Raw genomic sequence first — 24614 nt, 5'->3', positions numbered from 1 at the left:
GCTCAGGTTTTATCGCACACACTTAAACATACTCAGCATCACTTTGACGCACACGTTCAGCTAACTGTTTATAACGGTCGGCAATGGTGTCACCAAAAACTGGGTCATCTTCACTGACGCTCCATAAGCTTTCAACATGCTGCCAATCTTCGGTAGTGAACAGCTCCTCAATGAGAGGCAGGATTTTTCGCTCCTCTAACTCCAAGTGGCGTCTTTGTGATTCAATGAAGTCCTCTAGGTGGGCCACAAACATGTCTTGAGGCACAACTGCATCCTGCAGGATCATCTCTATCAAGGAAGCAAACTCTTTGGTTTTACTTGCTAACTCTTGATGTTCTTTCTCTAAGTTTTCCATGGTCTGTTGCTTACCATAGTGCTCAAGAAAGTGGTGATAGAGAATATCTTCTTTCGGATGGTGAACTTTTTCTGAATGATTAGAGAGGTAATCAACTATCTCGCTTACTAATGCGTAGTTGATCGCACGTTCTTCTTTTATCTCATTAAGTTTATGGCGCAGTATCGCCAACAGACGAACCATATAGCCGTGTTCGCGTCGAATTCTTTCGATCATCATAGCGTCTCTCCTTAACACCTACTTCTAATAAGTGTACATGAGAAATTTGCCATCAGCCTCGAGCGTGCTCAAAAAAACAGCGATAATGGTAGCATTATCGCTGTCTCTTCTTTTATACAGTTAATGGCAAATGCCAGTTGATTGGTGCTTTTCCTTGCGAGGCAAGTAACTGGTTTGCTTGAGAGAAATGCTTACAACCAAAAAAGCCTCGGTGTGCTGAGAGTGGTGATGGATGTGGTGCGGCTAACACATGATGTTTATTGCGATCAATAAAGCGCCCTTTCTTCTGAGCGTGAGAGCCCCACAATAAAAACACCACGCCTTCCTGATGCTGGTTTATCGCTTCAATCACTCGGTCAGTGAACGTTTCCCACCCCGTTTTTGAATGTGAATGCGCTTTACCTTGCTCAACCGTCAATACTGTATTGAGCAACAATACACCTTGCTCTGCCCAGCTTTGTAAGAATCCATGCTGAGGGATTTGGAACCCTTCAATATCTTGAGCCAACTCTTTATACATATTAACGAGTGACGGTGGCGTTTTGATTCCAGGAAGAACGGAAAAGCACAAACCATGCGCCTGATTTGGACCATGGTATGGGTCCTGCCCCAGAATCACTACTTTAACATCGTTAAACTCGGTAAAACGAAACGCATTAAAGACATCTTTCGCTGGCGGGAAAATCGCTTTGCCTGCGGCGCGTTCTGCTTCTACAAAATTCAAAGTGTCTACAAAGTAGCTCTGTTTTTTCTCTTCGCCGATCACATCGTGCCAAGTGGGTGACTGATTCATGGAAAGTTCCTGTCCTAAATTTTGCTTCTATTCTAACGAGCGAAACCCAAACAAACAAAAACTTACCACGAACTTGAGAACAGTAATAAAAGACTAGTGCTTCTGTGGCGTTCGAAAATGCCCCTGTCCGGTAATGTGACGATTAGGCATCGGCAAACGAAGCACGCGGCGGCTATATGCGTAAGAAGCAAAAGAGAGTGGTCGAGACATAGTGGCATCCTTCTTTCTTAATTCAAATTGACTTAAGTGACTAAGAAAGAAAAGTGCCAACTCTGTGATCACATCATTGGTTATCTATCGCCGCTAGATGAAACTGACGCAGTGCGTTGATTTCTTGCTGCCAGATGTCCGGATCAATTGTTTCTAAAATCAGAGGGATACCATCAAATCGAGGGTCTTTCGCGATGTACTCAAAACAATCCCACCCGATCTCTCCTTTGCCTAATGAGTGGTGGCGATCCACTTTGCTGGCAAACTCAACTTTTGAATCATTTAGATGCATTGCTCTTAAATAGTGCATCCCAACAATACGGTCGAATTCAGCAAAGGTATGCTCACAATCCTCTTTAGTACGCAGATCGTAACCGGCGGTAAACGTGTGACAAGTATCGAGACATACACCAACACGTTCTTTGTCTTCCACTTGATCGATGATTTCAGCAAGATGCTCAAACTTCCAACCTAAGTTTGTACCCTGACCAGCCGTATTCTCGATTACCGCGATCACATTCGGCACCGCTTTGTGCGCAAGATTGATCGACTCAGCGATCGTCGCTAAGCACTCCTGTTCAGAGACTTTCTTTAAGTGGCTCCCAGGGTGAAAGTTCAGCAACGTTAAACCCAATTGATTACAACGCTCCATCTCATCGATGAATGCAGCGCGTGACTTATCCAACTTATCCGCTTCTGGTGCACCTAAGTTAATTAGATAAGAGTCATGGGGAAGAATATGTTCTGCGCCGAAACCCAGCATTTTACAGTTCGCTTTAAACGCACTGATGGTTTTTGCTTCTAAAGGCTTCGCCACCCACTGGCGTTGGTTTTTTGTAAATAGTGCGAACGCATTCGCGCCAATTTCGCGAGCTCTCAACGGCGCTTGATCGACCCCACCAGCAGCAGAGACATGTGCACCAATGAGTTTATTCCCAAGCTTGTTTTTCATGTTTGTCATTTAATCACTTTAGACTTTCAGTATTGCTACCTAAATACAGATAGTTGCGTTAATCAGTTTAAACTTTAAGCTCAATTTGTAGTAAATTTACAACAAAATGAGTTATTAAATATTTTTTATATTATCAAATAAATTGTAATTAGTTTATTTTCAAAGGTTTTATTGATTTAACTCAACAAAATCACCTTAATAAAAATAATGTTTTTGGTTGTTTTTTGACTTAAATCAATATTAAAATAGTGGATATTAGCTATATAATACTCAGCTCAACGAAAATTCGAAAATTAACACCAATAATCACCACGTAAGTGGTCTAGGAGATAGTGATGATCCAAGGTATCCAAATTACAAAAGCGGCAAACGACGACCTACTAAACTCTATCTGGCTATTAGATAGCGAAAAAAATGAAGCTCGTTGTGTTGCTGCAACTGCTGGCTACGAAGCAGACCAAGTTATCGCAATCAGCGATCTAGGTGAATACGAAAGCCGTGAAGTAGCAATCGAAACAGCTCCTCGCATCGAAGGCGGTCAACACCTAAACGTGAACGTGCTTAAACGCGAAACACTAGAAGATGCAGTTGCACACCCAGAGAAATACCCACAGCTAACAATCCGTGTTTCTGGTTACGCAGTACGTTTCAACTCGCTAACTCCAGAGCAACAACGTGATGTCATCGCTCGTACTTTTACTGAGACGCTATAATCTCAATAAAATCGACTTACTCACATTTAAAAAGCTTGGTCTCAATGGCCAAGCTTTTTTTGTTTTTCCATGCATCTAACCGTTCTGTTCCTTTACGGAGCATTTCTCTGTGACGGTTCCTTCTTAAACACTTCAGCCAATGAGGTTGGGTCAAGCCTTTCTCTTTGCAACGACGCTCCTTCTGCCCACCAAATCAATTGATCTATGGTGCGATTCATATAGCTGTCCCACTGCGTCTGCTGCAATTCATCCGCAACGACACCCTGTTCGTCAAACACTTCTTGCGCTTTCGGAATGTGAATCATCGCCGAGACAGGTAAACATCCAAGTTCAGATAAGAAGGTACGCATAGAAACGGCAGCTCTAACACCACCCCATTGTCCAGCAGAGTAGGTCACGATAGCACTTGGCTTATAAGAAAACAGCGAACTACCAAAATGATTAAGCATATTAGCCAAAGCAGGACTCATCGAATGGTTGTATTCCGGACTGACCATCACGTACCCATCGGCACTTTTAATTTTGTCTGCCAGTTCTCTCAAGTGGGCTGGCACTTTAGCGCGATGGTAAGCAAACTCAGGCTTAAACACGTCGTCAAAGTCGTAGTTCAATGGATCAATGATTTCGACGGTATGTTGCGAATACTGACTCACGATGAGTTTTTCACACGCTCTACTGACTCGCATTCCTAAACGGGCTGGTCGTGGTGGCGTGCTGTCTCTCACTGAGCCAAGGAAAATCAAAAAATGCATGCTTTTCTTTCCATCTCATTTAGTTAAGTTCGTTTCTCAATCATAAAGAGAGTCAAAACTTACCGACAATAAAAAAGGCGAATGATTGCTCATTCACCTTTCGTCGTTCATCATTTTAATAATTACTGTACGCGGCGCAGTACTTGTTTCAATGCTTCAAAGTCTGCGTCGAGATCTTCCGATAGCAACTCCATCGCCGCGTGCTTCGCTAGTGGCGCAGGAAGGTCGATGTCTGATTCTAGAATATCATCCACCACTTCTTTGAACTTCGCTGGGTGAGCAGTACATAGGAACAGACCGGTTTCACCTTCTTGCAGTTGCTCTTCAAGAACGCGGTAAGCAATCGCACCGTGCGGTTCACATAGGTAGCCCAATGAGTACAAGTCTTTCACAGATTGTGCGCTTTGCTCATCTGAAACCGCGCCTTTACCTAGTGTCTCTAGGCCCCACTCTTTCACTCGGCAGAGCTCTTCAATACGCGGCCAGTTGTTCGGTTGACTTACATCCATTGCGTTCGATGTCGTTGCAACCGTTGGTTTTGGCTCCCACTTACCTGTTTCTAAGTAGCGTGGCACGGTGTCATTGGCGTTCGTTGCAGCAATGAAGCGTTTGATCGGCAGACCCAGCGCTTTTGCCAGTAGACCTGCCGTCAGGTTACCGAAGTTACCACTTGGTACAGACACTACTAGGTTTTCACGCTCTTCCTTACTCATTTGCGCGGCTGCTTCAAAGTAGTAACAAATTTGCGCCATCAAACGGCTGATGTTGATTGAGTTTGCAGAGTTCAGGCCGATCTCTTCACGCAGTGCGGAATCATCGAAAGCTTGCTTAACCAGTGCCTGACACGCATCGAAGTCGCCATCGATCGCGACAGTGTGAATGTTCTTGCCTAGCGTACAGAATAGCTTCTCTTGCAGTGGGCTAATCTTGCCTTTCGGGTAAAGAATCACAACGTTGATGTCTTCCATACCATAGAAAGCGTGCGCAACGGCTGCGCCAGTATCGCCAGAAGTCGCAGTCAGAATGGTGATCTTGCCACCGTCCGATACCGCCGCAAGAGATTGCGCCATAAAGCGACCGCCAAAATCTTTAAATGCCAGCGTTGGACCATGGAAAAGCTCTAACGCGTAAACACCGTCTTTGACTTGATTGATTGGCGCAGGGAATTGGAACGCTGCGTCCACAAGCGCGTTGACTTGCTCTTCCGCCAGCTCATCACCGATAAACGCTGATAAAATCTTAGTGCTACGAGAAACAAAGTCTTCTGCCAGTAGCGCATCAACGTCTTCAAACTTTGGTAATTCCGATGGGAAAAATAGACCTTGGTTACGGCCTAACCCTTGGCGAACGGCTTGGCCAAAGGAAACTTGTTCATCATTTTCTTTTATATTGTAAAGCTTCATAGCTCACTTCCTGTTACTTTCGAACCCTGCTTATCTAGACGACAAACGTGGACGAATCCTTCTTCGTTTTGTACGTAGTTCTGTTCTAACCAGCGAGCAACTCGCTCAGCGACATCTTTCTCTTTGCAAATACTGAACAGTGTTGGACCACTGCCAGAAATACCGGTTGCTAACGCACCTGCTGATACAGCGTATTGACGTGCATTCGCAAAGCCCGGAAGCAGTTTCTCACGATACGGTTCTGCGATCACGTCTTTGATCATTTTTGCAGCTAGCTCTGGCTGACCAGAATGACACGCATGAATAAAGCCCGCAAGGTGACGACCATGAGCAATGATATCTTGTCGACGGTATTGAGATGGTAGGATCTCACGCGCTTCTGCTGTTGATACTTTGATACCCGGATACGCCATCACCCAGTACCAATCGTCAAAGCAAGGCACTTCTTGACTGATGATACCAAGCTCTTCAAGCATCAACTGAACACCACCAAGGTAACACGGCGCGACGTTATCGTAGTGAATACCACCAGAGATTTTGCCTTCCATTTCCCCCATCAGTGCTAGCAGCTCAGTCTCATTCAGCGGTTGACCATGGAATCGGTTTAAGGCATCCAGCGCCGCCACGATAGAACATGCACTTGAGCCTAAACCTGAGCCTATTGGCATGTTCTTTTCTAGCGTCATTTCAAGTGGTTTTAGCTCAACACCTTTTTTATCTAGCTCGCGAGAAAACACCAGCCAACAATCGTAAACGATGTTTTCTTTTGGCTCTGTAGGCAACTTAGAGACAAAATTACCCGCAGTTTTCAGACTGAACGGCTCAGTCCCTGCCTTAACTTGCACTCTGTCACCTAGCAAGGTTCCATCCACTGGGGACACCGCCGCCCCCAATACATCAAAACCAACACTTACATTACCAATTGATGCTGGGGCATAAACCACTACATCCATATCACTTGAACTCATTCTTGTTATACCCCTAGTTTCCAACCTAAAGTACGCATCACGTCAGAGAATACACCCGCAGCCGTTACCTCAGTACCTGCGCCATAGCCACGCAACACAAGTGGGATTGGCTGGTAGTAACGGCTGTAAAATGCCAGTGCGTTTTCACCGTCTTTGATTTTATACATCGGATCGTTTTCATCCACCGCAGCGATGCTTACTGTGCACTTGCCCTCGTTAATTTCACCAACGTAACGCAGTACTTTGCCTTCTTCTGCTGCTTTAGCCGATAACTCTTTGAAGTAAGCGTCCGCTTCTGGGAGACGCGCCATAAACTCATCAACACTGCCTGAATCATCAAAGCCTGGCGGTAACGCTTGGTCAACAACAACGTCTTCAAGCTCTAGTGACATGCCCGCTTCACGAGCCAGGATCAACAGCTTACGCGCGACATCCATACCAGACAGGTCATCACGAGGATCTGGTTCAGTAAAGCCATTTTCTTTTGCGATATTCGTCGCTTCACTTAAGCTCATTCCTTCATCTAACTTACCGAAAATATAAGAAAGAGAACCGGAAAGAATACCGCTGAAACGCTCCAGTTCATCGCCTGCAGAAATTAGGTTTTGCAGGTTTTCAATAACCGGTAGGCCTGCACCTACGGTTGTTTCATACATCAATTTACGACGGGAGCTACGAGCCACATCGCGAAGCTGATGGTAGTACGCCATGCTTGCTGTGTTTGCTTTTTTGTTTGGTGTTACAACATGAAAACCTGCCGCTAGGAAGTCGGCGTATTGTTTAGCAATGTCTTCACTGGAAGTACAATCAACCAATACAGGGTTGATAATATGATTGCGTTGTACCAAAGAAATCAGACGCGCTAGGCTGAATTCTTCTGTGGCTGCTGACATACGATCACGCCAGTGCTCGAGCGGTAAGCCTTCGCTATCAAGCAACAGACCTTTGCTGTTTGCTAAGCCACAAACTCGAATCACAATGCCTTTCTCAGCCAGTTTGACTTGTTGGCGCTCGATCTGATCCACCAGCTCGCCACCCACACCACCAACACCAACAACGAACACATCGAGGAAGTGTTTCGAGTTGAATAGGTTTTCGTGACACGCTTTGATCGCCTCAGAAATTTTGTCTTCTGGAATAACGGCAGAAATCGCACGTTCTGATGAGCCTTGTGCTATCGCCACGATATTCACGTTCACTTCAGCAAGAGAAGAGAAGAAGCGAGAAGCCACACCACGCGATGTGCGCATACCGTCACCAACAAGCGTAATGATTGAAACATTATCAATAAACTCGACCGGTTCTAGTAAGCCATCTTTCAGTTCTAGCTCGAACGCATCTGCCAGCACTTGCTGCGCTTTCGCTTTATCTTCAGCCTCAATACAGAAGCTGATGCTGTATTCAGAAGAAGACTGAGTGATCAGAACAATAGATACACCAGCAGACGACATCGCACCGAATACACGGCTCGCCATGCCTACCATGCCTTTCATACCAGGGCCTGATACGTTAACCATGGTTAGGTCGTTAAGTGTTGTAATACCTTTGATCGCAAGGTTATCTTCACCAGTATCTTGGCCGATAAGAGTACCTGCACCTTGAGGGTTAAAGCTGTTTTTGATCAGACATGGAATATGGAATTGAGCAATAGGGGCGATGGTTTTCGGGTGCAGAACGGAAGCACCAAAATAAGAAAGCTCCATCGCTTCTTGGTAGCTTAGTGATTTAAGCAGTCGAGCATCTTCGACTAAACGTGGGTCACAGTTGTATACACCATCAACGTCGGTCCAGATTTCACAACAGTCTGCGCGTAAGCAAGCTGCAAGAACCGCTGCCGAGTAGTCAGAGCCATTACGACCAAGCGTGACAAGCTCTCCTTTTTCGTTGCCAGCTGTAAAGCCCGGCATAATGTTCACATGACCCTGAGGAAGGGGTTTTTGACGGAAGTTTTGCGTTGAAATATCCACATCAACCATAGCTTCAAGATGATCACCTTGGGCATACAGATACTCGACAGGATCGATCAAGCTCGCTTGTTGTCCCTTCGCCTCCAAGACAGCTTTCATCAACTGAATGGAAACACGCTCACCTTTACTAATAATGCGCGCATTTACGTTGTTTGGGCACATACCTAATAGATTGATGCCGTGAACAAATTGACGTAATTGAGATAGCGAGGTTTTCACTTGGTTATCGAAAGCTGAACCATCAATATTGGGGAGTACTGCTTGGATTTGAGTGAAGAGCGTTTTAAACGATTCATCCAACTCTTTGATTTGCAGCTCTGCTTCACCATTGCGCAACGCGCCTTCAATGACCGCAACCAACTTATTTGTTGTTTTACCTGGGGCTGAAAGAACAACCGCCACTTCTTCTTGTTGAGCGTTGTTGGCAATGATGTCTGCCGCTCTTAAAAAGCGATCTGCATCAGCTAGTGATGAACCGCCAAACTTCAATACTCGCATCCCTTCCTCCGGTATATCTTCTCAAACTTGTCTAAATTCTGGATAAAAAAGCATAAAAAAAGGCCTGTATCTTGTTGGATACAGGCCTTTTTTGTGAATTTCTTTCGCTCAGCAGCCTGCCCCAACATGTGTCGTGTCGGTAATAATAATGGTCGTGGTCATTACTACTAGGCTGTTAGATGGCATAAATAAATATTCAACGTTAATTGTGTTTGCTTAACTCTACGTTTACCGAGTTTCCGATTCATAGTCAACAAAAAATTGTTTGTTTTTCAGTCTCACAGCGATTTCTGCTAAGCAATCTTATTGATATTTAAAGCTAATTGGATGTTATTGCTCGTTAGGAAATCTGTAGCTTATTTTTGTAGGGGGCTCACTCATCGTCATCAGTCTCACTTTTTACTCCATAACTAGTCTGATCTTCGTCATAAAGCGTAAGATCAAATTATGAAAGGGAGTTGTTGACACTTAACAACAACTTAACTGTGACCTATGTTCACAGGATCGAATTATTTAGAAAATAGGTGAGCTAGCTTTCATATTCTATGCTTTAATAGTGAGAAGCTTTGGGCACATACTAATAAAAAAGTTGACACAAGGAGTGGTGAGCATGAAAAGAGGGCTTTTTCTGTTGCTGTTTTTTGTGTCTGGCGTTTGTCTAGCAAACGAGCTTCCGCCTCTTCCAGGCAAAACATCCCCTTCTCCTCATAAACTATTTATTTCCAGCGACAGCTATCAATCTGACAGTTTCGATGTTTGGAATATCGACACGGGTTATGCGTACGAACTCTTTGACTCCGTAGACGTTTACGTCGGTGCACGAGTCAACAACTCTCCAACCCAAAACCAGAGCGGTTTTTTGAGTGGGATCAGCTATCACTTCAATGATCGTGTCACACTAAAAAGTACGGTTCGCTCTTACAAGAATGAGACTGCGGAAGGTGTTCGCCAAGAAGACAGCAGCCTCGCAGCTGAAGTTTCAAGTCGCGTAAAAATCACCGATAAACTAGATCTTCACGCGACTCTTGATTACCAAGATTGGCAACAAGGTATTGAGGTAGGTTTAGGCTTTCGTTTTTAGAAATCTAATTTTTGCTTTGAAATCAACACACCATTCCAATCAGCGTACACATAATGCTTCGGCTGCACGATTTGGTTTTGCATCGTTAAGGTCACATTGACCTCTCCCATACCTCGCTTCTCTGTCTTAAACGGATTGGTACCAAGTGCTTGCACGCCAATGTCCATCTGAGATATTTGTGCTACGTCGCGTATTGCACCATAGACAATAATGCCTTCCCACCCATTTTCTATTCCGAGTATTGCTAATTGATCGCCAAGCAATGCTTTCTGACACGAACCATGTCCGTCAACAATCAATACTTTCCCCGTTCCATCTTCGCCCAGTACTTCACGTACTTTTGAGTTGTCGTGATAGCAACGTACTGTGACAATTTCTCCGTAAAAAGCGGTGCGTTGACCAAAGTTCTGCAGTGGCAAAGTAAGCAGGATAACTTGGTCTTCAAATTGGTCACAAATATCGGGTGTAATGTCTCTCATATTTCCTCCGTGAATTTTCTCACCCAAGCAGTGCTTCGGTGAGTAGTATCCTTTCCTATACGAGTCGAGGCTTAAGGGAGCCTAACTTATGCAACACTTTCGGCTGTGAGCACGCAATAAGGTAAAGTTGATCATCAATGACGTAGTAAATCGCGTTTTGTTGAAAGTCATTCGCCAATGCGACCGCCGCCTCTGGTGATAACTCGACGGCAAAGCTTTCCTCATACCATGTAAAAGAGCTGTCACCTACTGTGATAGGCGCGTAATTAACGTGCTGTAGCAGTGTTTCTAATGCTTGATTGCTTATGCAGTTCTCTTCTTTGGACCGCAAATTACTGTATGGGTTCCAAGCGGTTATCACAGCGTAGTTTGAAACGTACCACTCGGCCTCGAATCTGAAAAAAGATTCTGAATAAGCATTCCATAACGATGCGTCTATGTTCGTATTACTTTTTTCTATCATAAGTCTTAAACGATTAATAACAGTTACATTTCATCAATTGATATAAATCAACAAACTGAATGGAATTAACATTTGAGCATTGTTAGCATGCTGTTAACAATATAAAATCCGCTCCATATCTTAGGGTGTTTACGTTTCAGGCCCCACAGAAAGCAGGAAATGAAAGGTAAACAAGCCCTTTAGAATAAACGTCGCCATTGGATACTGGTGAGTTGGCAAAATTCCATGGAGGGCGGATAACTGAAAGAAGTGTTTTTTTGATCAACTTGATTTATTATCAAAATCACATTACCTGTATGTTATATTTTTGCCTAGAATTTATTCTATTAGCACAATTTTGTCACAAATTTAGGTACCGCCAATGCAAACCCCGCAGATTCTTATCGTTGAAGATGAGCAAGTAACTCGTAACACTCTTAAGAGTATTTTTGAAGCAGAGGGATACGCTGTTTTTGAAGCCAGTGACGGTGAAGAGATGCACCAAGTGTTGTCTGACAACTCAGTCAACTTGGTTATTATGGACATTAATCTTCCAGGCAAGAATGGCCTTCTGTTAGCGCGTGAACTACGCGAACAAGCGAACATTGCTTTAATGTTCCTGACAGGCCGTGACAATGAAGTGGACAAGATCCTAGGTCTTGAGATTGGTGCAGATGACTACATCACTAAACCATTCAACCCACGTGAACTGACTATTCGTGCTCGCAACCTACTTAGCCGCTCAATGAGCTCTAACGCGGTGCAAGAAGAGAAACGCTCAGTAGAAAAGTATGAATTCAATGGTTGGGTACTGGACATCAACAGCCGCTCTCTAGTAAGCCCTGCTGGTGATAGCTACAAGCTCCCTCGCTCTGAGTTCCGAGCTCTACTGCACTTCTGTGAAAACCCAGGTAAGATTCAAACTCGCGCCGATCTTCTTAAGAAGATGACTGGCCGTGAACTTAAGCCGCATGACCGTACTGTAGACGTAACGATTCGTCGTATTCGTAAACACTTTGAGTCTGTTTCAGGTACTCCTGAAATCATCGCGACTATCCACGGCGAAGGTTACCGCTTCTGTGGCGATCTAGAAGACTAATTGAATCGCTAATACGCAAAGGGTTTGCTCATTGAGCAAGCCCTTTTATTTTGGGTTTAGCAATTAGCGGACAATCACTGAATCTAATAAACCTTGTTAATCTTCACGTACTTTTCCACTAACCAGCGCTGTTTACCTGCGTCGTCTAAAAGTACCGCGATATCAACCGATTTTTCTGTGTCCGCGTCTACCTGAGACGTGAAGGCTACTTCCCATTGGCTCTCACTATGAGTTCGAGTTTCTAAAGAGTCTTCATCCACCCACCACTCTTTTTCTCCTTGCTTGATGATAAGCGCTTCGGCAGTCAGGTTGGCTGGGAGTAATTGGTCTCCTTCAAGGTAAAGTGATCCTTGAATGCTTTGCTCTTGCACTTCCCCAACGGTCGGCATCAGGTTCACCCATAAGTTACTTTTGAGCTCGACATTCACCTGGTTAATCGTAATCTGACTGTTTTGTTGCCAGTTCACACTTGGAACGGAACTGCAGCCTGCCATCAATGCTATAACCAACGCCAACGGTGCGATTTTTTTCATGTTATTTCCTTTGTTCCAACCAACTTTTGAGGACTTGAATATCGTTTTGGTATTCATTTTTGATCTCTTCAACCCAGTCTGAAATGTTTTCCCACCATGCTGGCATATCGGGAGATTGCGCTTTCTGCGCCACACTTTGGATACGTTTGAGGCCAATCGAACCTGCAGCGCCTTTAATTTTATGCGCTTCAGAAACAATCCCATCTTGATCTTTTGCCGTCATGTTTGAGTCTAAGACATCAATATAGTCTGGCATCATGTCTTCAAACATTTTTATGCTGTCGTAGACCGGCTTGGCACCAACAATGTCGACGTAAGACTCTAACATATCCATATCGAGCAAGTGTGTCTCAATCACAGGAGAAGGAGTCGGCTCTTCCACTGTTTCTGGAACGCTCTCAGGTTGCTCTTGCTGCTCTACCTGATGCGCGAAGAATTTATCAATTACAGACTGAATGGCGTTCACAGCAAGCGGTTTACTGATGGCATCATCCATGCCGTTATCTAAGTATTCACGACGATCTTTCATCACATTAGCTGTTAGGGCGACCAATGGAGGCAGATTGTTATAATGCTCGCGATAATAATTTGCGACATCAAACCCCGTCATATCAGGCAGCTGAATATCCAACAACGCCAAGTCATATTTTTCTGGCACAAAGTTCACGAGCGCTTCTTGTCCCGTCATCGCCACGGTAACGGAGTGCCCTAAGCTCTCAAGCAACGATTTGGCCACGGTGACGTTAAGCTCAATGTCTTCGACCATAAAAATGTTGAGATGCACATTATCGCGTTTTGCATCAATGACAGGTTCTTCGAGTTCCACAATAGGAACGTGAATCGATACGGTAAAAGTACTACCAAAACCCTCTTCACTAGCGACAGTAATGTCACCATCCATCATATTGATCAGCTGTTTTGACACCGCCAGGCCTATACCAGTCCCGACAGCATGTAGGTTGTCTTTACCTGATTTCACTTGGTAATACATGGCGAAGATTTTATCGAGCTCATCTTCCGGTATACCAATACCTGTGTCTTCCACTTCCATAATAATGGTGGCAAAATCGTCTTCTACATCCGCGCTCACCGTCATCACAACGCCACCTTCTTTGGTAAACTTCATTGCGTTACTAACCAAGTTCCAAATTACCTGACGCAAACGGGTCGCATCCACTTCAATTGCTTTTGGTAAATCACTCAAACGTTCTAAGTCAAAACGCAGCCCTTTTTGCTCCGCCATCAAAGCTGAGATGCTTTCAATCTCAGCGACGAAGTCTTCGAAGTTAAGTGGCGCAGGTAATAGTTCTAGCTTGCGGCGATCAAACTTATCCATATCGATAATATCGTTGAAGATGTTCCCTAGCGTAATCGCACTCACATTGATGGTCTGCATGTGTTTGCGCTGCTCTTCTGTCAACGGACTATCGAGAAGCATGCGACTTAAACCCACAATGCCATTTAGTGGCGTTCGCAGTTCATGACTGATGGTTGAGATGAAAGTAGTCTTATCACGACTTGCTTTCTCTAATGACTCTTCATGACGTTTACGTTCAGTGATATCACGGCCAAAACCTACCAATCCAAGGTGACGACCATCTTTGCTGTAAAACGGCACTTTACGCAGTTCAAAGTAGTGTTTGCGTCCATCAGGATACTCTAGCCACTGCTCGTAAGTGATGGCTTGATTATCGGCAAAGACCTTTTGGTCAGTATCAACGATGTGCTCAGCGATTTCTTTGCTATACACATCCCAAGGGCTTAATCCGACTAACTGGTGCTCTTTCTTGCCCGTTAGCTCTTCCATTGCCCGGTTACAACCGGAGAACACACCATCGGCATTGCGGTAGTAAATTAAGTCTGGCGAAGCATCAATAAATGAACGCAGTAGTGCAGTGCGTTCCGCCAGCTCTAACTGAGTACGCTCTCGTTGGAACACCTCGTTTTCGAGATCTTGCATTGCTTCTTCACGAGCTTCTTCTGCTTTAATGCGCTCTTCAATTTCTTGGTTGAGCTTTTCGATGTTTTGTTGCAATTGATAATTCAGTTCTTGGTCTCGCGAGCGCATGTCTTTCAGTTTGGACACCAACTTGGTTAAACGCTGACGAGACTCTTCTAGCTGATCAACAACAACAGAAAGAAAATAAACCGCCCAAGGTGTAATCAAGAGACCAAAAAACACCGAACGGACAATGTCGATATCGTCGACTCGCCCCTTGAGAGCTAAAGTAATCCCCACCTGCACCACAACGGCTAATGCCACCAGCGCAAGGGCCAGCAAAATCGAGAAACGAACAATCCCCAGTTTGACTAGCAAGTCGACATAATACTGGGCGAGATTTTTCATGGGTTTCATTAACTACTCCATGGTGCTGGCTAGATGTTGCCCTTCAATGATAAAAAACGAGCAGACATATTCGGCCTAACGCAATTTAGGTCTGTGTGATTAGTGAAAAATACGTAGTGCGAACTGCGCTTGCTAAACAGATAAAAAGATAAGTTAACCAACGAACGCACAGGCTTCGGTAAGTTTAACGTGTTTAATACGGCGATTTAAACAATCAGCTATCAACTTAGAGCAAGCGGTCACAAAGCGTTAGCAAGAACTTGGGTGAATACAGGTGCGATTACGTCCATCCGCTTTGGCTTGGTATAGCGCACTGTCAGCCATGGCAATACCCATTTCCGGTTCATCACCATGTTGAGGAATATAAGAGACAAGACCGATACTGACCGTGAGACGTTCCGATGCTTCTGAGCTGTCGTGCTCCATATCGAGTTGTCGAATTTGTTCATGAATACGCTGCGCTACATTGCTCGCGCCTTCCGTTGTGGTATTCGGCAGGATAAATCCAAACTCCTCACCACCATAACGCGCAACACAATCCGAGGAGCGATTGATGACTTTTGTGAATACGGTAGCAACACTGACCAATGCTTCATCACCTTGCTGATGGCCGTAACAGTCGTTGTAATCTTTGAAAAAGTCGATGTCACACAACATGATAGTGAGCGGCAGCTTTTCGCGGGCATGGTGGTACCATAGTACCTGCAGTTGTTCATCGAAGCGGCGTCGGTTCGATACCTGAGTTAAGCTGTCCATAAAGCTCAACTTTTCTAACTCTAAATTGGCTCTCTCCAACTTTTGTTCGGCAAGGTAACGTTCAGAAATATCACGCGCCATGATCAGCACACCATTCGTTCCTGAAGCTTTATCTTTAAAGGGCGATTTCACCACATCAAACCACGTACTTTTGCCATCACTGCTAACGACTTTATCTATGTATCGGACAGGTTCTGACTGACGCAATGCATCTAAATCACTAGCGGCTAAGCGAGCGTACATCTCTTCAGGAATGACATCTTGAAGGCGCTTACCTATCAAATCAGACACGTCTGAAATACCTAATGCATTAACGAACGGTTTATTACACGCTTGATAGACCATATTCTCATTGAAGATACCGATAGAGTCAGGGCTAGCGTCAAGAATAGTTTGTAAGATAGTATCCCTTTGCGCCAACGCAACTTCTGTATCTTTACGGCGCTCCATTTCATCTCTCAGGTTTTGCTGCATTTTGTGCCACTCGGTCACATCATGACTAATGGATAATGTACCGATCAGCTCACCACTCGGTGACACAAGGGAATTTTGATTCACTTCCAATAAGCAACTGCGACCTTGTGGATCCGTCGTCCACTTGCGCTCACTCTTTCTGGTAGCCTCGCCCATGGAAGCCTTTGATGCACAGGCTTCTTCCCTTCGCCCTTCCCAAAATTGATCAAATGCTCGGTTCGTCGTTAATAAATTCCCTTGGCGATCTTGGGTACAAATTAACTCAGAGAGTGAGTCTAGTGCCGAACGGGCAATCATTAATTGCGCAAGCTCTTGTTGCTGCTCTTGATGAGTGGATTGATATGGCTGCGCGTAGATGATCCAAACACGGTGATTGCGCAGCAAACTCTTTCTTCCTGACAACTCCACCTTGATAGATTCGCTCTCAGATAAGCGCCAGTCAAATACCTGCTGGCTAAAATGACGACTAGAGACACTGTCGAGAAACGACTCAAGCGCACGAATATCGAATAAAGCGGGATACAAATATCCCGTTCCTAAAGAGCGAATACCTAACAACTGCATTGCAGCTTGGTTAGATAACAAGATCTGAGCATGACCAGTATCCAGCACTATGACTGGATAGGGTGAATCCGTTACGAGTTGCTTAAGTGATGTTTGAAAGTGCAAATAGATCAGTGCTAACGCGCACACGCTAGCGATTAATAACAAGACGACATAGCCATAACCGCCTTGACCATCCCAAAGCCAATTGAGTAACTGATCCATCGTTTAAACCTTTAAAGAAAACTGGTTAAAATATATCAGTTATTTATTGAGCGATCTGCTATTAATTCCGGTTTAGTATAGATAAAAGCGTTTCCCGTTAGGCTTCCTTGAGCACCATGTTCACTGAGAGCTCGACCAATTTCAGTCATCGCCAGCCAGCGATTTTCACACCACAGTGGCGATAATAAGGTAGGTCTACGAGCTGCTGATGAAACGCGATGGTAAATCACATCTGGTGGTGTCATACGAATCATCTCACTGGCAATAGCGACATACTCTTCTAGCACTGGCGCCTCTAATCGTCCTGCACGCCACGCTTTCGCCATCGTGCTGCCTTCCACAATATGCAAGCCATGTAACTTAATGCCATCCGTGCCCACGGCTAACACTTTTTGCAGCGTCTCAATATTATCGTCGCGGCTTTCTTTCGGTAATCCAACAATTAAATGAGTACAGACTTTAATACCTAGCGCACGCGCACGCTTGGTGATCTCGGCATAACATTCGAAATCATGACCGCGATTGATGCGCTTAAGGGTGTCGTTATTAGCGGTTTGAAGCCCTAACTCTAGCCAAATTTCATAACCTTGCTGTACATAGTCAGACAGCAAATCTAATACGGCATCAGGCACGCAATCTGGACGAGTCCCGACACACAATCCCACAATATCAGCCGCTTTTAGTGCTTCTTCATACATATTTTTCAGCACTTGCACTTCCGCATAAGTACTGGTGTAAGCCTGAAAATAAGCGAGATACTTCTTCGCTCGATGAATTTCGCCCGCACGATCTTTCAACTGATCGTGAATACTCTTTATCTGTACTTCTTCATCCGCAAACGAAGCCACATTACAAAAAGTACATCCTCCCCGACCAATAGTGCCATCTCGGTTAGGGCAACTAAATCCACCGTGCAACGTTAGTTTATGGACTTTTTCACCGTATCGACGCTGAAGGTCTTGGCCGATTGTATTGACCAACTCATGTAACTGCATAAATTCTCACCAACAATGAACCGTAATCAATCTCACTACGATCTGTGTAAATAAATTACATCCCTGCAAGAAAAAACACACAATACTAGTCAATTCAAACAAACATCATACGGCTCAAAATCAATAAACCTGCATAAATACAGATAAAAAACGTTCATGTTGCGTAAATGTTAAACTAAAAATGCATAATTAAACGAAAAAATTGGGTCACAACGTCGACTTTTTCATTGCATTCTGAAGTGACAAAATTGTAGGATACTTACACAACCCCGTTATTTTTGTGACTTTTATTACAAAGTACACTGCGGGATTTGTCGGTGTTATCCCACTCCTACCTATATAAATCACTAAATAGTGGCAATAAATAAAGGGATACCACCAAGGATTGTTTTTCTCGCAAAACTTTTCCTGCGAGATACGGAAAGGAATCAAGATCGGTCAACCTAGATCGGTGGCGATAATAAATATAAAGGACAAGACGTAATCAATGGTCTAGGTGGCATTTGCCTGCCTGGTGCTTTTGCGTCGACATTGAACTGGAAGGATGTATCTATGGTAGATAGAGAGCAAAATCCACAGGGTCTATATACTCCTGAATTGGAGCATGACGCGTGTGGTATCGGTTTTGTTGCTCACCTTAAAAACCGTAAATCTCATGAAGTAGTGACTCAAGCATTGGATATGCTAGCTCGCATGGAGCACCGTGGTGGTCAAGGTTGTGATCCATGCAGCGGTGATGGTGCGGGTATCTTGCTACAAAAACCTCATGAATTCCTATTAGAAGAGGCCGTTAAGCTCGGCATTAAACTGCCTTCATTTGAAAAGTATGGTGTGGGTGTCGTACTTTTCCCGAAAGACGAATACAAACGCGAGCAATGCCGTGACATTCTAGAACGTAACGCACAGCGTCTAGATCTTGAAGTTATCGGCTACCGTGTATTGCCAACCGATAACTCAATGATCGGTGCAGACCCACTAAGCACAGAACCTCAGTTTGAGCATGTGTTTATCTCTGGTGGTCCAGGTATCACACCTGAAGAGCTAGAGCGCAAACTGTACGTACTTCGTAACTACACTGTACGTGTTTGCCTAGAAAGCGTTTCGAACATTGGTGACGACTTCTACATTAACTCAATGTCTTACAAGACATTGGTGTACAAAGGTCAGTTAACGACCGAGCAAGTGCCTCAGTACTTCCTTGATCTACAAAACCCGACCATGGTGACTGCACTGGCACTGGTACACTCTCGTTTCTCTACCAACACCTTCCCGAAATGGCGTCTTGCACAGCCTTTCCGTTACATTGCCCACAACGGTGAAATCAATACAGTTCGCGGTAACTTGAACTGGATGAAAGCCCGTGAGGCGATCATTGAATCCGATCTATTTACCCAAGCTGAAATCGACATGCTGCTTCCTATTTGTCAGGAAAGCAGTTCGGATTCATCTAACTTTGACATGGCACTTGAGCTCCTAGTTCTTTCTGGTCGTAGCCTGCCGCACGCATTGATGATGATGATCCCGGAAGCATGGCAAGAAAACAAAAACATGGATCCTAAGCGTCGCGCGTTCTATCAGTACCACGCTAACATCATGGAACCATGGGATGGTCCGGCTTCAGTATGTTTTACTGATGGTGTTCAAGTTGGTGCGACACTCGACCGTAACGGTCTGCGCCCTTCTCGCTACACAGTGACCAAAGATAACTTCCTAGTAATGGCATCAGAATCTGGTGTTGTGGATATTGAGCCAGAGAACGTTGAGTTCCGCGGTCGTCTACAACCAGGTCGCATCTTCGTTGCAGACTTAGAGCAAGGTCGCATCATCTCTGATGAAGAAGTGAAAGACACCATCGCAACAGCGCAGCCTTACGAAAAGTGGGTAGAAGAAAACCTACTGAGCTTGAAGAAGCTGCCAGATGCGAGCAACCAGTTCAGCCAACCTAAGCCAGAACATCTTCTACACCGCCAACAAGCGTTTGGCGTAAGTACTGAAGAAGTGAACGAAATCATCGTTCCAATGGCGAATGACGCAAAAGAACCATTGTCAGCAATGGGTGCCGACTGGCCTCTTGCAGTTCTATCTCATCAGTCTCAACATCTTTCAAACTACTTCAAGCAGCTGTTTGCACAGGTAACTAACCCACCGATCGACCCGATCCGTGAGCGTATGGTGATGTCGCTGAACACTTACTTGGGTAAAGACCAAAACCTTCTGACTGAAACACCACTTCACTGTCAGAAAGTCGAATTGGAATCGCCTGTTCTGGCGAACTCTGAGCTTGAGAAACTGCGTGCGATCGATAACGAGCATCTTCAGGCGAAAACGCTAGATATCGTATTCCAAGCCAGTGAAGACCAAGGCAAGCTTGAGCGCGCACTAAAACGTATCTGCCAATACGCAGAAGACGCGGTTATTGATGGTTACTCAATCATCCTGCTAACTGACCGCGCAGTGAACTCAAACCACGCCGCTATCCCAGCAATGCTGGCAGTTGGTGCAGTGCATCACCACTTGATCCGTAAAGGCCTACGTGCGAAGTGTGACATCGTGGTTGAAACTGGTGACGCGCGTGAAACGCACCACTTTGCAACGCTAATTGGTTACGGTGCCAACGCCGTTAACCCTTACCTAGTGATTGAAACCATCATTGAGCTTCAGCGTACGAAGAAGCTGGATCCAGAAGCGAACCCTCGTGATCTGTTCAACAACTACCGTAAAGCGATCAATGGCGGTCTTCTGAAGATCTTCTCGAAGATGGGTATCTCAACCCTGCAGTCGTACCACGGTGCGCAAATCTTCGAAGCATTGGGTATCCACAAATCCGTGGTCGACAAATACTTCACAGGTACAGTTTCTCGTATCCAAGGTCTCACCCTTGACGATATTGCTAAAGAAGTGCTCGTTCGTCACCGCATCGGTTACCCACAACGCGAAATCCCAATTCAAATGCTGGATGTGGGTGGTGTTTACCAATGGAAACAGCGTGGTGAGAAGCACCTATTCAACCCAGAAACCATCTCGCTACTGCAAGAGTCTACGCGCAACAAGAACTACGATCAGTTCAAGCAGTACGCGACAGCAGTCGATAAACAAGGTGACAACGCGGTAACTCTGCGTAGCCAGCTAGAATTCATTAAGAACCCAGCTGGTTCTATCTCTATCGACGAAGTCGAGCCAATTGAAAGCATCGTGAAACGCTTCGCAACCGGTGCAATGTCATTCGGTTCTATTTCTTACGAAGCACACTCCACATTGGCTGTTGCGATGAACCGCCTTGGCGCAAAATCGAACTCTGGTGAAGGTGGTGAAGACCCAATGCGTTTCGAGCGCAAAGAGAACGGCGATTGGGAACGCTCTGCAATCAAACAGGTAGCTTCGGGTCGTTTCGGCGTAACCTCTTACTACCTAACCAACGCTGATGAGCTACAAATCAAGATGGCTCAAGGTGCGAAACCAGGTGAAGGTGGTCAGCTACCAGGCGATAAAGTAGATGACTGGATCGGTGCTACACGTCACTCAACTCCGGGCGTCGGTCTTATCTCGCCACCACCACACCACGATATCTACTCAATCGAAGATTTGGCTCAGCTTATCTACGATTTGAAGAACGCGAACCGCGCGGGTCGTGTAAACGTGAAGCTGGTATCGGAAGCTGGCGTAGGTACGATCGCTTCCGGTGTAGCGAAAGCGAAAGCAGACGTTGTACTAATCGCAGGTTTCGACGGTGGTACTGGTGCATCCCCAATGTCTTCAATCCGTCATACTGGTCTTCCTTGGGAACTTGGTTTGGCAGAAACACACCAAACGCTACTAAAGAACGGTCTACGTAACCGTATCGTGGTTCAAGCGGATGGTCAGATGAAAACACCTCGCGACCTTGCAGTGGCAACACTACTTGGTGCAGAAGAATGGGGCGTGGCAACCGCAGCATTGGTGGTTGAAGGTTGTATCATGATGCGTAAGTGCCATAAGAACACCTGTCCTGTTGGTATCGCGACTCAGAACAAGACGCTTCGCGAGCGCTTTGATGGCCGCGTAGAAGACGTCGTAACCTTCTTCCAATACATGGCACAAGGTCTACGTGAAATCATGGCTGAACTTGGCTTCCGCACTATCGATGAGATGGTCGGCCAAGGTCAGAAGCTGAAGATTCGCCAAGACGTTTCTCACTGGAAATACAAGAACCTAGATCTGTCTCCTGTTCTACACGTTGAACAACCACGTGAGTCAGACGGTATCCATAACCAAACGCAACAGAACCACAATCTGGAATCGGTACTAGACCGTAAGCTGATTCAAGCGGCGATTCCTGCTCTCGAGAAAGGCGAGGCGGTGAATGCCGAATTCCCTATCGTCAACACTGACCGTTCTGCGGGCACCATGCTGTCGAACGAAATCTCGAAAGTGTACAAAGATGCCGGCCTACCTCGACCAATGAACGTGAAGTTCAAAGGTTCAGCGGGTCAGTCATTCGGCGCATTCCTAGCTAAGGGCGTGAAGTTCGAAGTAGAAGGCGACGCGAACGACTACTGGGGTAAAGGCTTATCTGGCGGTACGTTAGTACTTTACCCAGATGCGAAATCAAGCATTGTCGCAGAAGATAACATCGTGGTTGGTAACGTGTGTTTCTACGGTGCCACTTCGGGTGAGTCTTTCATTCGCGGTATGGCTGGCGAACGTTTCTGTGTTCGTAACTCAGGCGCGAAAGTAGTAGTAGAAGGCGTCGGTGACCACGGTTGTGAATACATGACGGGCGGTGCAGCAATTATCCTTGGTTCAACAGGTCGTAACTTTGCCGCAGGTATGAGTGGCGGCGTGGCTTACGTATGGGATAAATCAGGCGACTTTGAGTCGAAACTGAACCCAGAGTTAGTAGACCTAGATCCAATCGAGCAAGAAGACAGAGATCTATTACTCGACATGCTAACTAAGCATGTTCAATTCACAGGAAGTGAAGTCGCTCAGTCTTTCCTAGACAACTTTGAAGCAAGCCTAGCCTCTATGGTTAAGGTAATGCCGCGTGACTATAAAGCGGTGCTTCAAAAGCGTAAAGCTGAAGCACAGTCTCAAGGAAACGAAACTCAAGTGGAGGCCGTATAATGGGTAAGCCTACTGGATTTTTAGAGCATGGTCGTGAACTACCACAGAAGATCGACCCCGCTGAACGCATCAAGAACAACAAAGAGTTCGTTCTGAACGAGGAGTTTGGTGACAAGATCAATACTCAAGCGTCTCGTTGTATGGATTGTGGTGTGCCGTTTTGTCATAACGGCTGCCCTATCGGTAACATCATCCCAGAGTTTAACGATGCGGTTTATCGTGATAGCTGGGAAGAAGCATGGAACATTCTAAGCTCAACCAATAACTTCCCAGAGTTCACTGGTCGTGTTTGCCCTGCTCCATGTGAAAGTGCTTGTGTACTTGGCATCAACCAAGACCCAATCACTATCTGTAATATCGAGAAAACCATCGTAGAAACGGCGTATCGTGAAGGGTACGCCAAGCCAAAAACGCCACGTTCTCGCACTGGTAAAACGGTGGCGATCATTGGATCTGGACCTGCTGGTCTTGCGGCTGCTGAGCAGCTAAACAGCGCAGGCCATACCGTGACAGTATTCGAGCGAGACGAGAAGGTTGGTGGTCTGCTGCGTTTCGGTATTCCAGATTTTAAACTGAGCATGGAAGTCATTGATCGTAAGATCAATCTAATGGCAGAAGCTGGCGTTGAATTTAAAGTAAACCAACACGTCGGTGTTGATGTAAATGCTCAGCAACTGCGTCAAGAGTTCGATGTGGTTCTACTGACGGGTGGCTCAACGGTTCCACGTGATTTGCCAGTTCCGGGTCGTGAGCTCAAAGGCGTTCACTTCGCAATGGAATTCCTAGGTCAAAACAACCGCCGTGCAAATAACATGGACCTGAAAACGGAAGAGATTCACGCAAAAGGTAAACATGTGGTTGTTATTGGTGGTGGTGATACCGGTTCAGACTGTGTAGGTACGTCAAACCGTCACGGCGCAGCAAGCGTAACTCAAGTGGAAATCATGCCGATTCCACCAGAGAAGCGCCCAGCCAATATGCCTTGGCCTCAATACCCAATGATCCTACGTACTTCGACCTCTCATGAAGAAGGTGTCGATCGTCACTGGAACATCCTGACCAAAGAGTTCATCGGAAATGACAAAGGTGAAGTCACAGGCCTTCGTCTTGCTGATATCGTTTGGCAAGATGCAAAACCAGGCGAGCGCCCAAGTTTCAAAGAAGTAGAAGGCAGCGAGCGAGTGATCCCATGTGATATGGCATTCCTAGCAATGGGCTTCTTACACCCAGAACCTACAGGCGTGCTTGCTCAACTGGATATCGCGCTAGATGATCGCGGTAACGTAGCAACTCAAGGTTTTGCTACTAACCAAGAAGGCGTATTTGCTGCTGGTGATATGCGAACAGGCCAATCTTTGGTGGTTCGTTGTATCAACGAAGGTCGCGAATGTGCTCGTGCTATCGATGACTACCTAATGGATGGCACAAACCTAGAAGCAAAAGCAGATTCACTGATGCTTTCTGCTTAACGGAAGTATTCACGCTTCCCTCTTTCAATGCCATAAATAGCCATCAGCGATATCGATGGCTATTAGCAAAGAAAGAAAACAATTCCTTCCAATCTTTCTATTTTGACCAGCATTTTATGCTGGTCTTTTTTATTTCCCACAGAATCAAATGTTACTTTTTTGTAACAATCAATTTTCTATCTATTTGAAATCATTAAACTATTTTAGCTTATTAAATGGTAAATCGCATATTCACGTG

The 24614-nt window shown here is 45.4% G+C and carries 19 protein-coding genes and 1 other annotated feature; of the genes, 5 read left to right on the top strand and 14 right to left on the bottom strand.

Annotated elements, in window-relative coordinates; genetic code table 11:
* Positions 1-22 precede the first annotated feature (22 nt).
* The 3 genes from ACZ5ZC_RS10310 to nfo all read right to left on the bottom strand — a co-directional run bounded on the left by ACZ5ZC_RS10310 (position 23) and on the right by nfo (position 2538).
* Positions 23-574 carry a hemerythrin domain-containing protein gene (locus tag ACZ5ZC_RS10310; protein ID WP_005396296.1) on the bottom strand — a complete coding sequence of 184 codons (552 nt, stop codon included), beginning with the start codon at positions 572-574 and terminating at the stop codon, positions 23-25.
* Between the two features lie 112 nt (positions 575-686).
* On the bottom strand, positions 687-1367 hold the full coding sequence (gene ung / locus ACZ5ZC_RS10305; RefSeq protein WP_005396298.1) for a uracil-DNA glycosylase: 681 nt from the start codon (positions 1365-1367) through the stop codon (positions 687-689).
* A gap of 283 nt (positions 1368-1650) precedes the next feature.
* Positions 1651-2538: a deoxyribonuclease IV gene (gene nfo / locus ACZ5ZC_RS10300; RefSeq protein WP_046873969.1), complete on the bottom strand. Its 888-nt coding sequence runs from the start codon at positions 2536-2538 to the stop codon at positions 1651-1653.
* A gap of 326 nt (positions 2539-2864) precedes the next feature.
* Between nfo and grcA the strand changes: the two genes are divergently transcribed.
* Positions 2865-3242 carry an autonomous glycyl radical cofactor GrcA gene (gene grcA, locus ACZ5ZC_RS10295; RefSeq protein ID WP_005381814.1) on the top strand — a complete coding sequence of 126 codons (378 nt, stop codon included), beginning with the start codon at positions 2865-2867 and terminating at the stop codon, positions 3240-3242.
* 92 nt (positions 3243-3334) lie between these two features.
* On the opposite strand, the gene ACZ5ZC_RS10290 is transcribed toward grcA, so the two are convergent.
* The 5 genes from ACZ5ZC_RS10290 to thrL form a co-directional block, all read right to left on the bottom strand.
* A complete protein-coding gene (locus ACZ5ZC_RS10290) occupies positions 3335-3994 on the bottom strand; it encodes an NADPH-dependent FMN reductase (RefSeq protein WP_054867273.1) in 660 nt (219 codons plus the stop codon).
* A gap of 122 nt (positions 3995-4116) precedes the next feature.
* Positions 4117-5397, bottom strand: a complete 1281-nt coding sequence (thrC, locus tag ACZ5ZC_RS10285; protein WP_053809747.1) for a threonine synthase — start codon at positions 5395-5397, stop codon at positions 4117-4119.
* A complete protein-coding gene (gene thrB / locus ACZ5ZC_RS10280) occupies positions 5394-6350 on the bottom strand; it encodes a homoserine kinase (RefSeq protein WP_203343021.1) in 957 nt (318 codons plus the stop codon). The genes thrC and thrB overlap by 4 nt, the downstream gene beginning before the upstream one ends.
* A gap of 20 nt (positions 6351-6370) precedes the next feature.
* On the bottom strand, positions 6371-8830 hold the full coding sequence (gene thrA, locus ACZ5ZC_RS10275; protein ID WP_006742684.1) for a bifunctional aspartate kinase/homoserine dehydrogenase I: 2460 nt from the start codon (positions 8828-8830) through the stop codon (positions 6371-6373).
* 53 nt (positions 8831-8883) lie between these two features.
* Positions 8884-9003, bottom strand: a sequence feature (Thr leader region).
* Positions 8939-9016 (bottom strand): thr operon leader peptide, encoded by a 78-nt coding sequence (gene thrL / locus ACZ5ZC_RS10270; RefSeq protein WP_074192076.1) that lies wholly within the window; start codon positions 9014-9016, stop codon positions 8939-8941. It overlaps the preceding feature by 65 nt.
* Before the next feature lie 424 nt (positions 9017-9440).
* On the opposite strand from thrL, the gene ACZ5ZC_RS10265 reads away from it, so the two are divergent.
* Entirely contained in the window at positions 9441-9911 is a 471-nt protein-coding gene (locus ACZ5ZC_RS10265; RefSeq protein WP_395187548.1) for a ribonuclease regulator, read from the top strand.
* On the opposite strand, the gene ACZ5ZC_RS10260 is transcribed toward ACZ5ZC_RS10265, so the two are convergent.
* Both ACZ5ZC_RS10260 and ACZ5ZC_RS10255 read right to left on the bottom strand, forming a co-directional pair.
* Positions 9908-10390 carry a putative 4-hydroxy-4-methyl-2-oxoglutarate aldolase gene (locus ACZ5ZC_RS10260; RefSeq protein ID WP_054867270.1) on the bottom strand — a complete coding sequence of 161 codons (483 nt, stop codon included), beginning with the start codon at positions 10388-10390 and terminating at the stop codon, positions 9908-9910. The genes ACZ5ZC_RS10265 and ACZ5ZC_RS10260 overlap by 4 nt on opposite strands.
* 55 nt (positions 10391-10445) lie before the next feature.
* Entirely contained in the window at positions 10446-10853 is a 408-nt protein-coding gene (locus ACZ5ZC_RS10255) for a DUF3293 domain-containing protein (protein ID WP_046873976.1), read from the bottom strand.
* Between the two features lie 361 nt (positions 10854-11214).
* Here ACZ5ZC_RS10255 and arcA point away from each other — a divergent pair, with 361 nt between their 5' ends.
* Complete coding sequence (gene arcA / locus ACZ5ZC_RS10250; protein WP_005381824.1) at positions 11215-11931, top strand: two-component system response regulator ArcA; 717 nt, start codon at positions 11215-11217, stop codon at positions 11929-11931.
* Between the two features lie 83 nt (positions 11932-12014).
* Here the strand turns inward: arcA and ACZ5ZC_RS10245 are convergent, their stop codons facing one another.
* The 4 genes from ACZ5ZC_RS10245 to mnmL all read right to left on the bottom strand — a co-directional run bounded on the left by ACZ5ZC_RS10245 (position 12015) and on the right by mnmL (position 17804).
* The gene (locus tag ACZ5ZC_RS10245; protein ID WP_006742686.1) at positions 12015-12464 is read right to left on the bottom strand and encodes a putative periplasmic lipoprotein; all 450 of its coding nucleotides are present in this window, start codon (positions 12462-12464) and stop codon (positions 12015-12017) included.
* Position 12465: 1 nt separating this feature from the next.
* Positions 12466-14820, bottom strand: coding sequence for an aerobic respiration two-component sensor histidine kinase ArcB (arcB, locus tag ACZ5ZC_RS10240; RefSeq protein ID WP_046873978.1), 2355 nt, complete (start codon positions 14818-14820; stop codon positions 12466-12468).
* Positions 14821-15060: 240 nt separating this feature from the next.
* Entirely contained in the window at positions 15061-16809 is a 1749-nt protein-coding gene (locus ACZ5ZC_RS10235) for a sensor domain-containing diguanylate cyclase (RefSeq protein ID WP_054867268.1), read from the bottom strand.
* Positions 16810-16844: 35 nt separating this feature from the next.
* Positions 16845-17804, bottom strand: coding sequence for a tRNA modification radical SAM protein MnmL/YtqA (gene mnmL, locus ACZ5ZC_RS10230; protein WP_317421970.1), 960 nt, complete (start codon positions 17802-17804; stop codon positions 16845-16847).
* 552 nt (positions 17805-18356) lie between these two features.
* On the opposite strand from mnmL, the gene gltB reads away from it, so the two are divergent.
* Positions 18357-22907, top strand: a complete 4551-nt coding sequence (gltB, locus tag ACZ5ZC_RS10225; protein WP_464931894.1) for a glutamate synthase large subunit — start codon at positions 18357-18359, stop codon at positions 22905-22907.
* Positions 22907-24376, top strand: coding sequence for a glutamate synthase subunit beta (locus ACZ5ZC_RS10220; protein WP_085343971.1), 1470 nt, complete (start codon positions 22907-22909; stop codon positions 24374-24376). The genes gltB and ACZ5ZC_RS10220 overlap by 1 nt, the downstream gene beginning before the upstream one ends.
* Positions 24377-24614: the final 238 nt, after the last annotated feature.

The sequence above is a fragment of the Vibrio sp. JCM 18905 genome (genome assembly GCF_055393305.1).
This window is presented reverse-complemented; position numbering and strand designations above follow the sequence as displayed.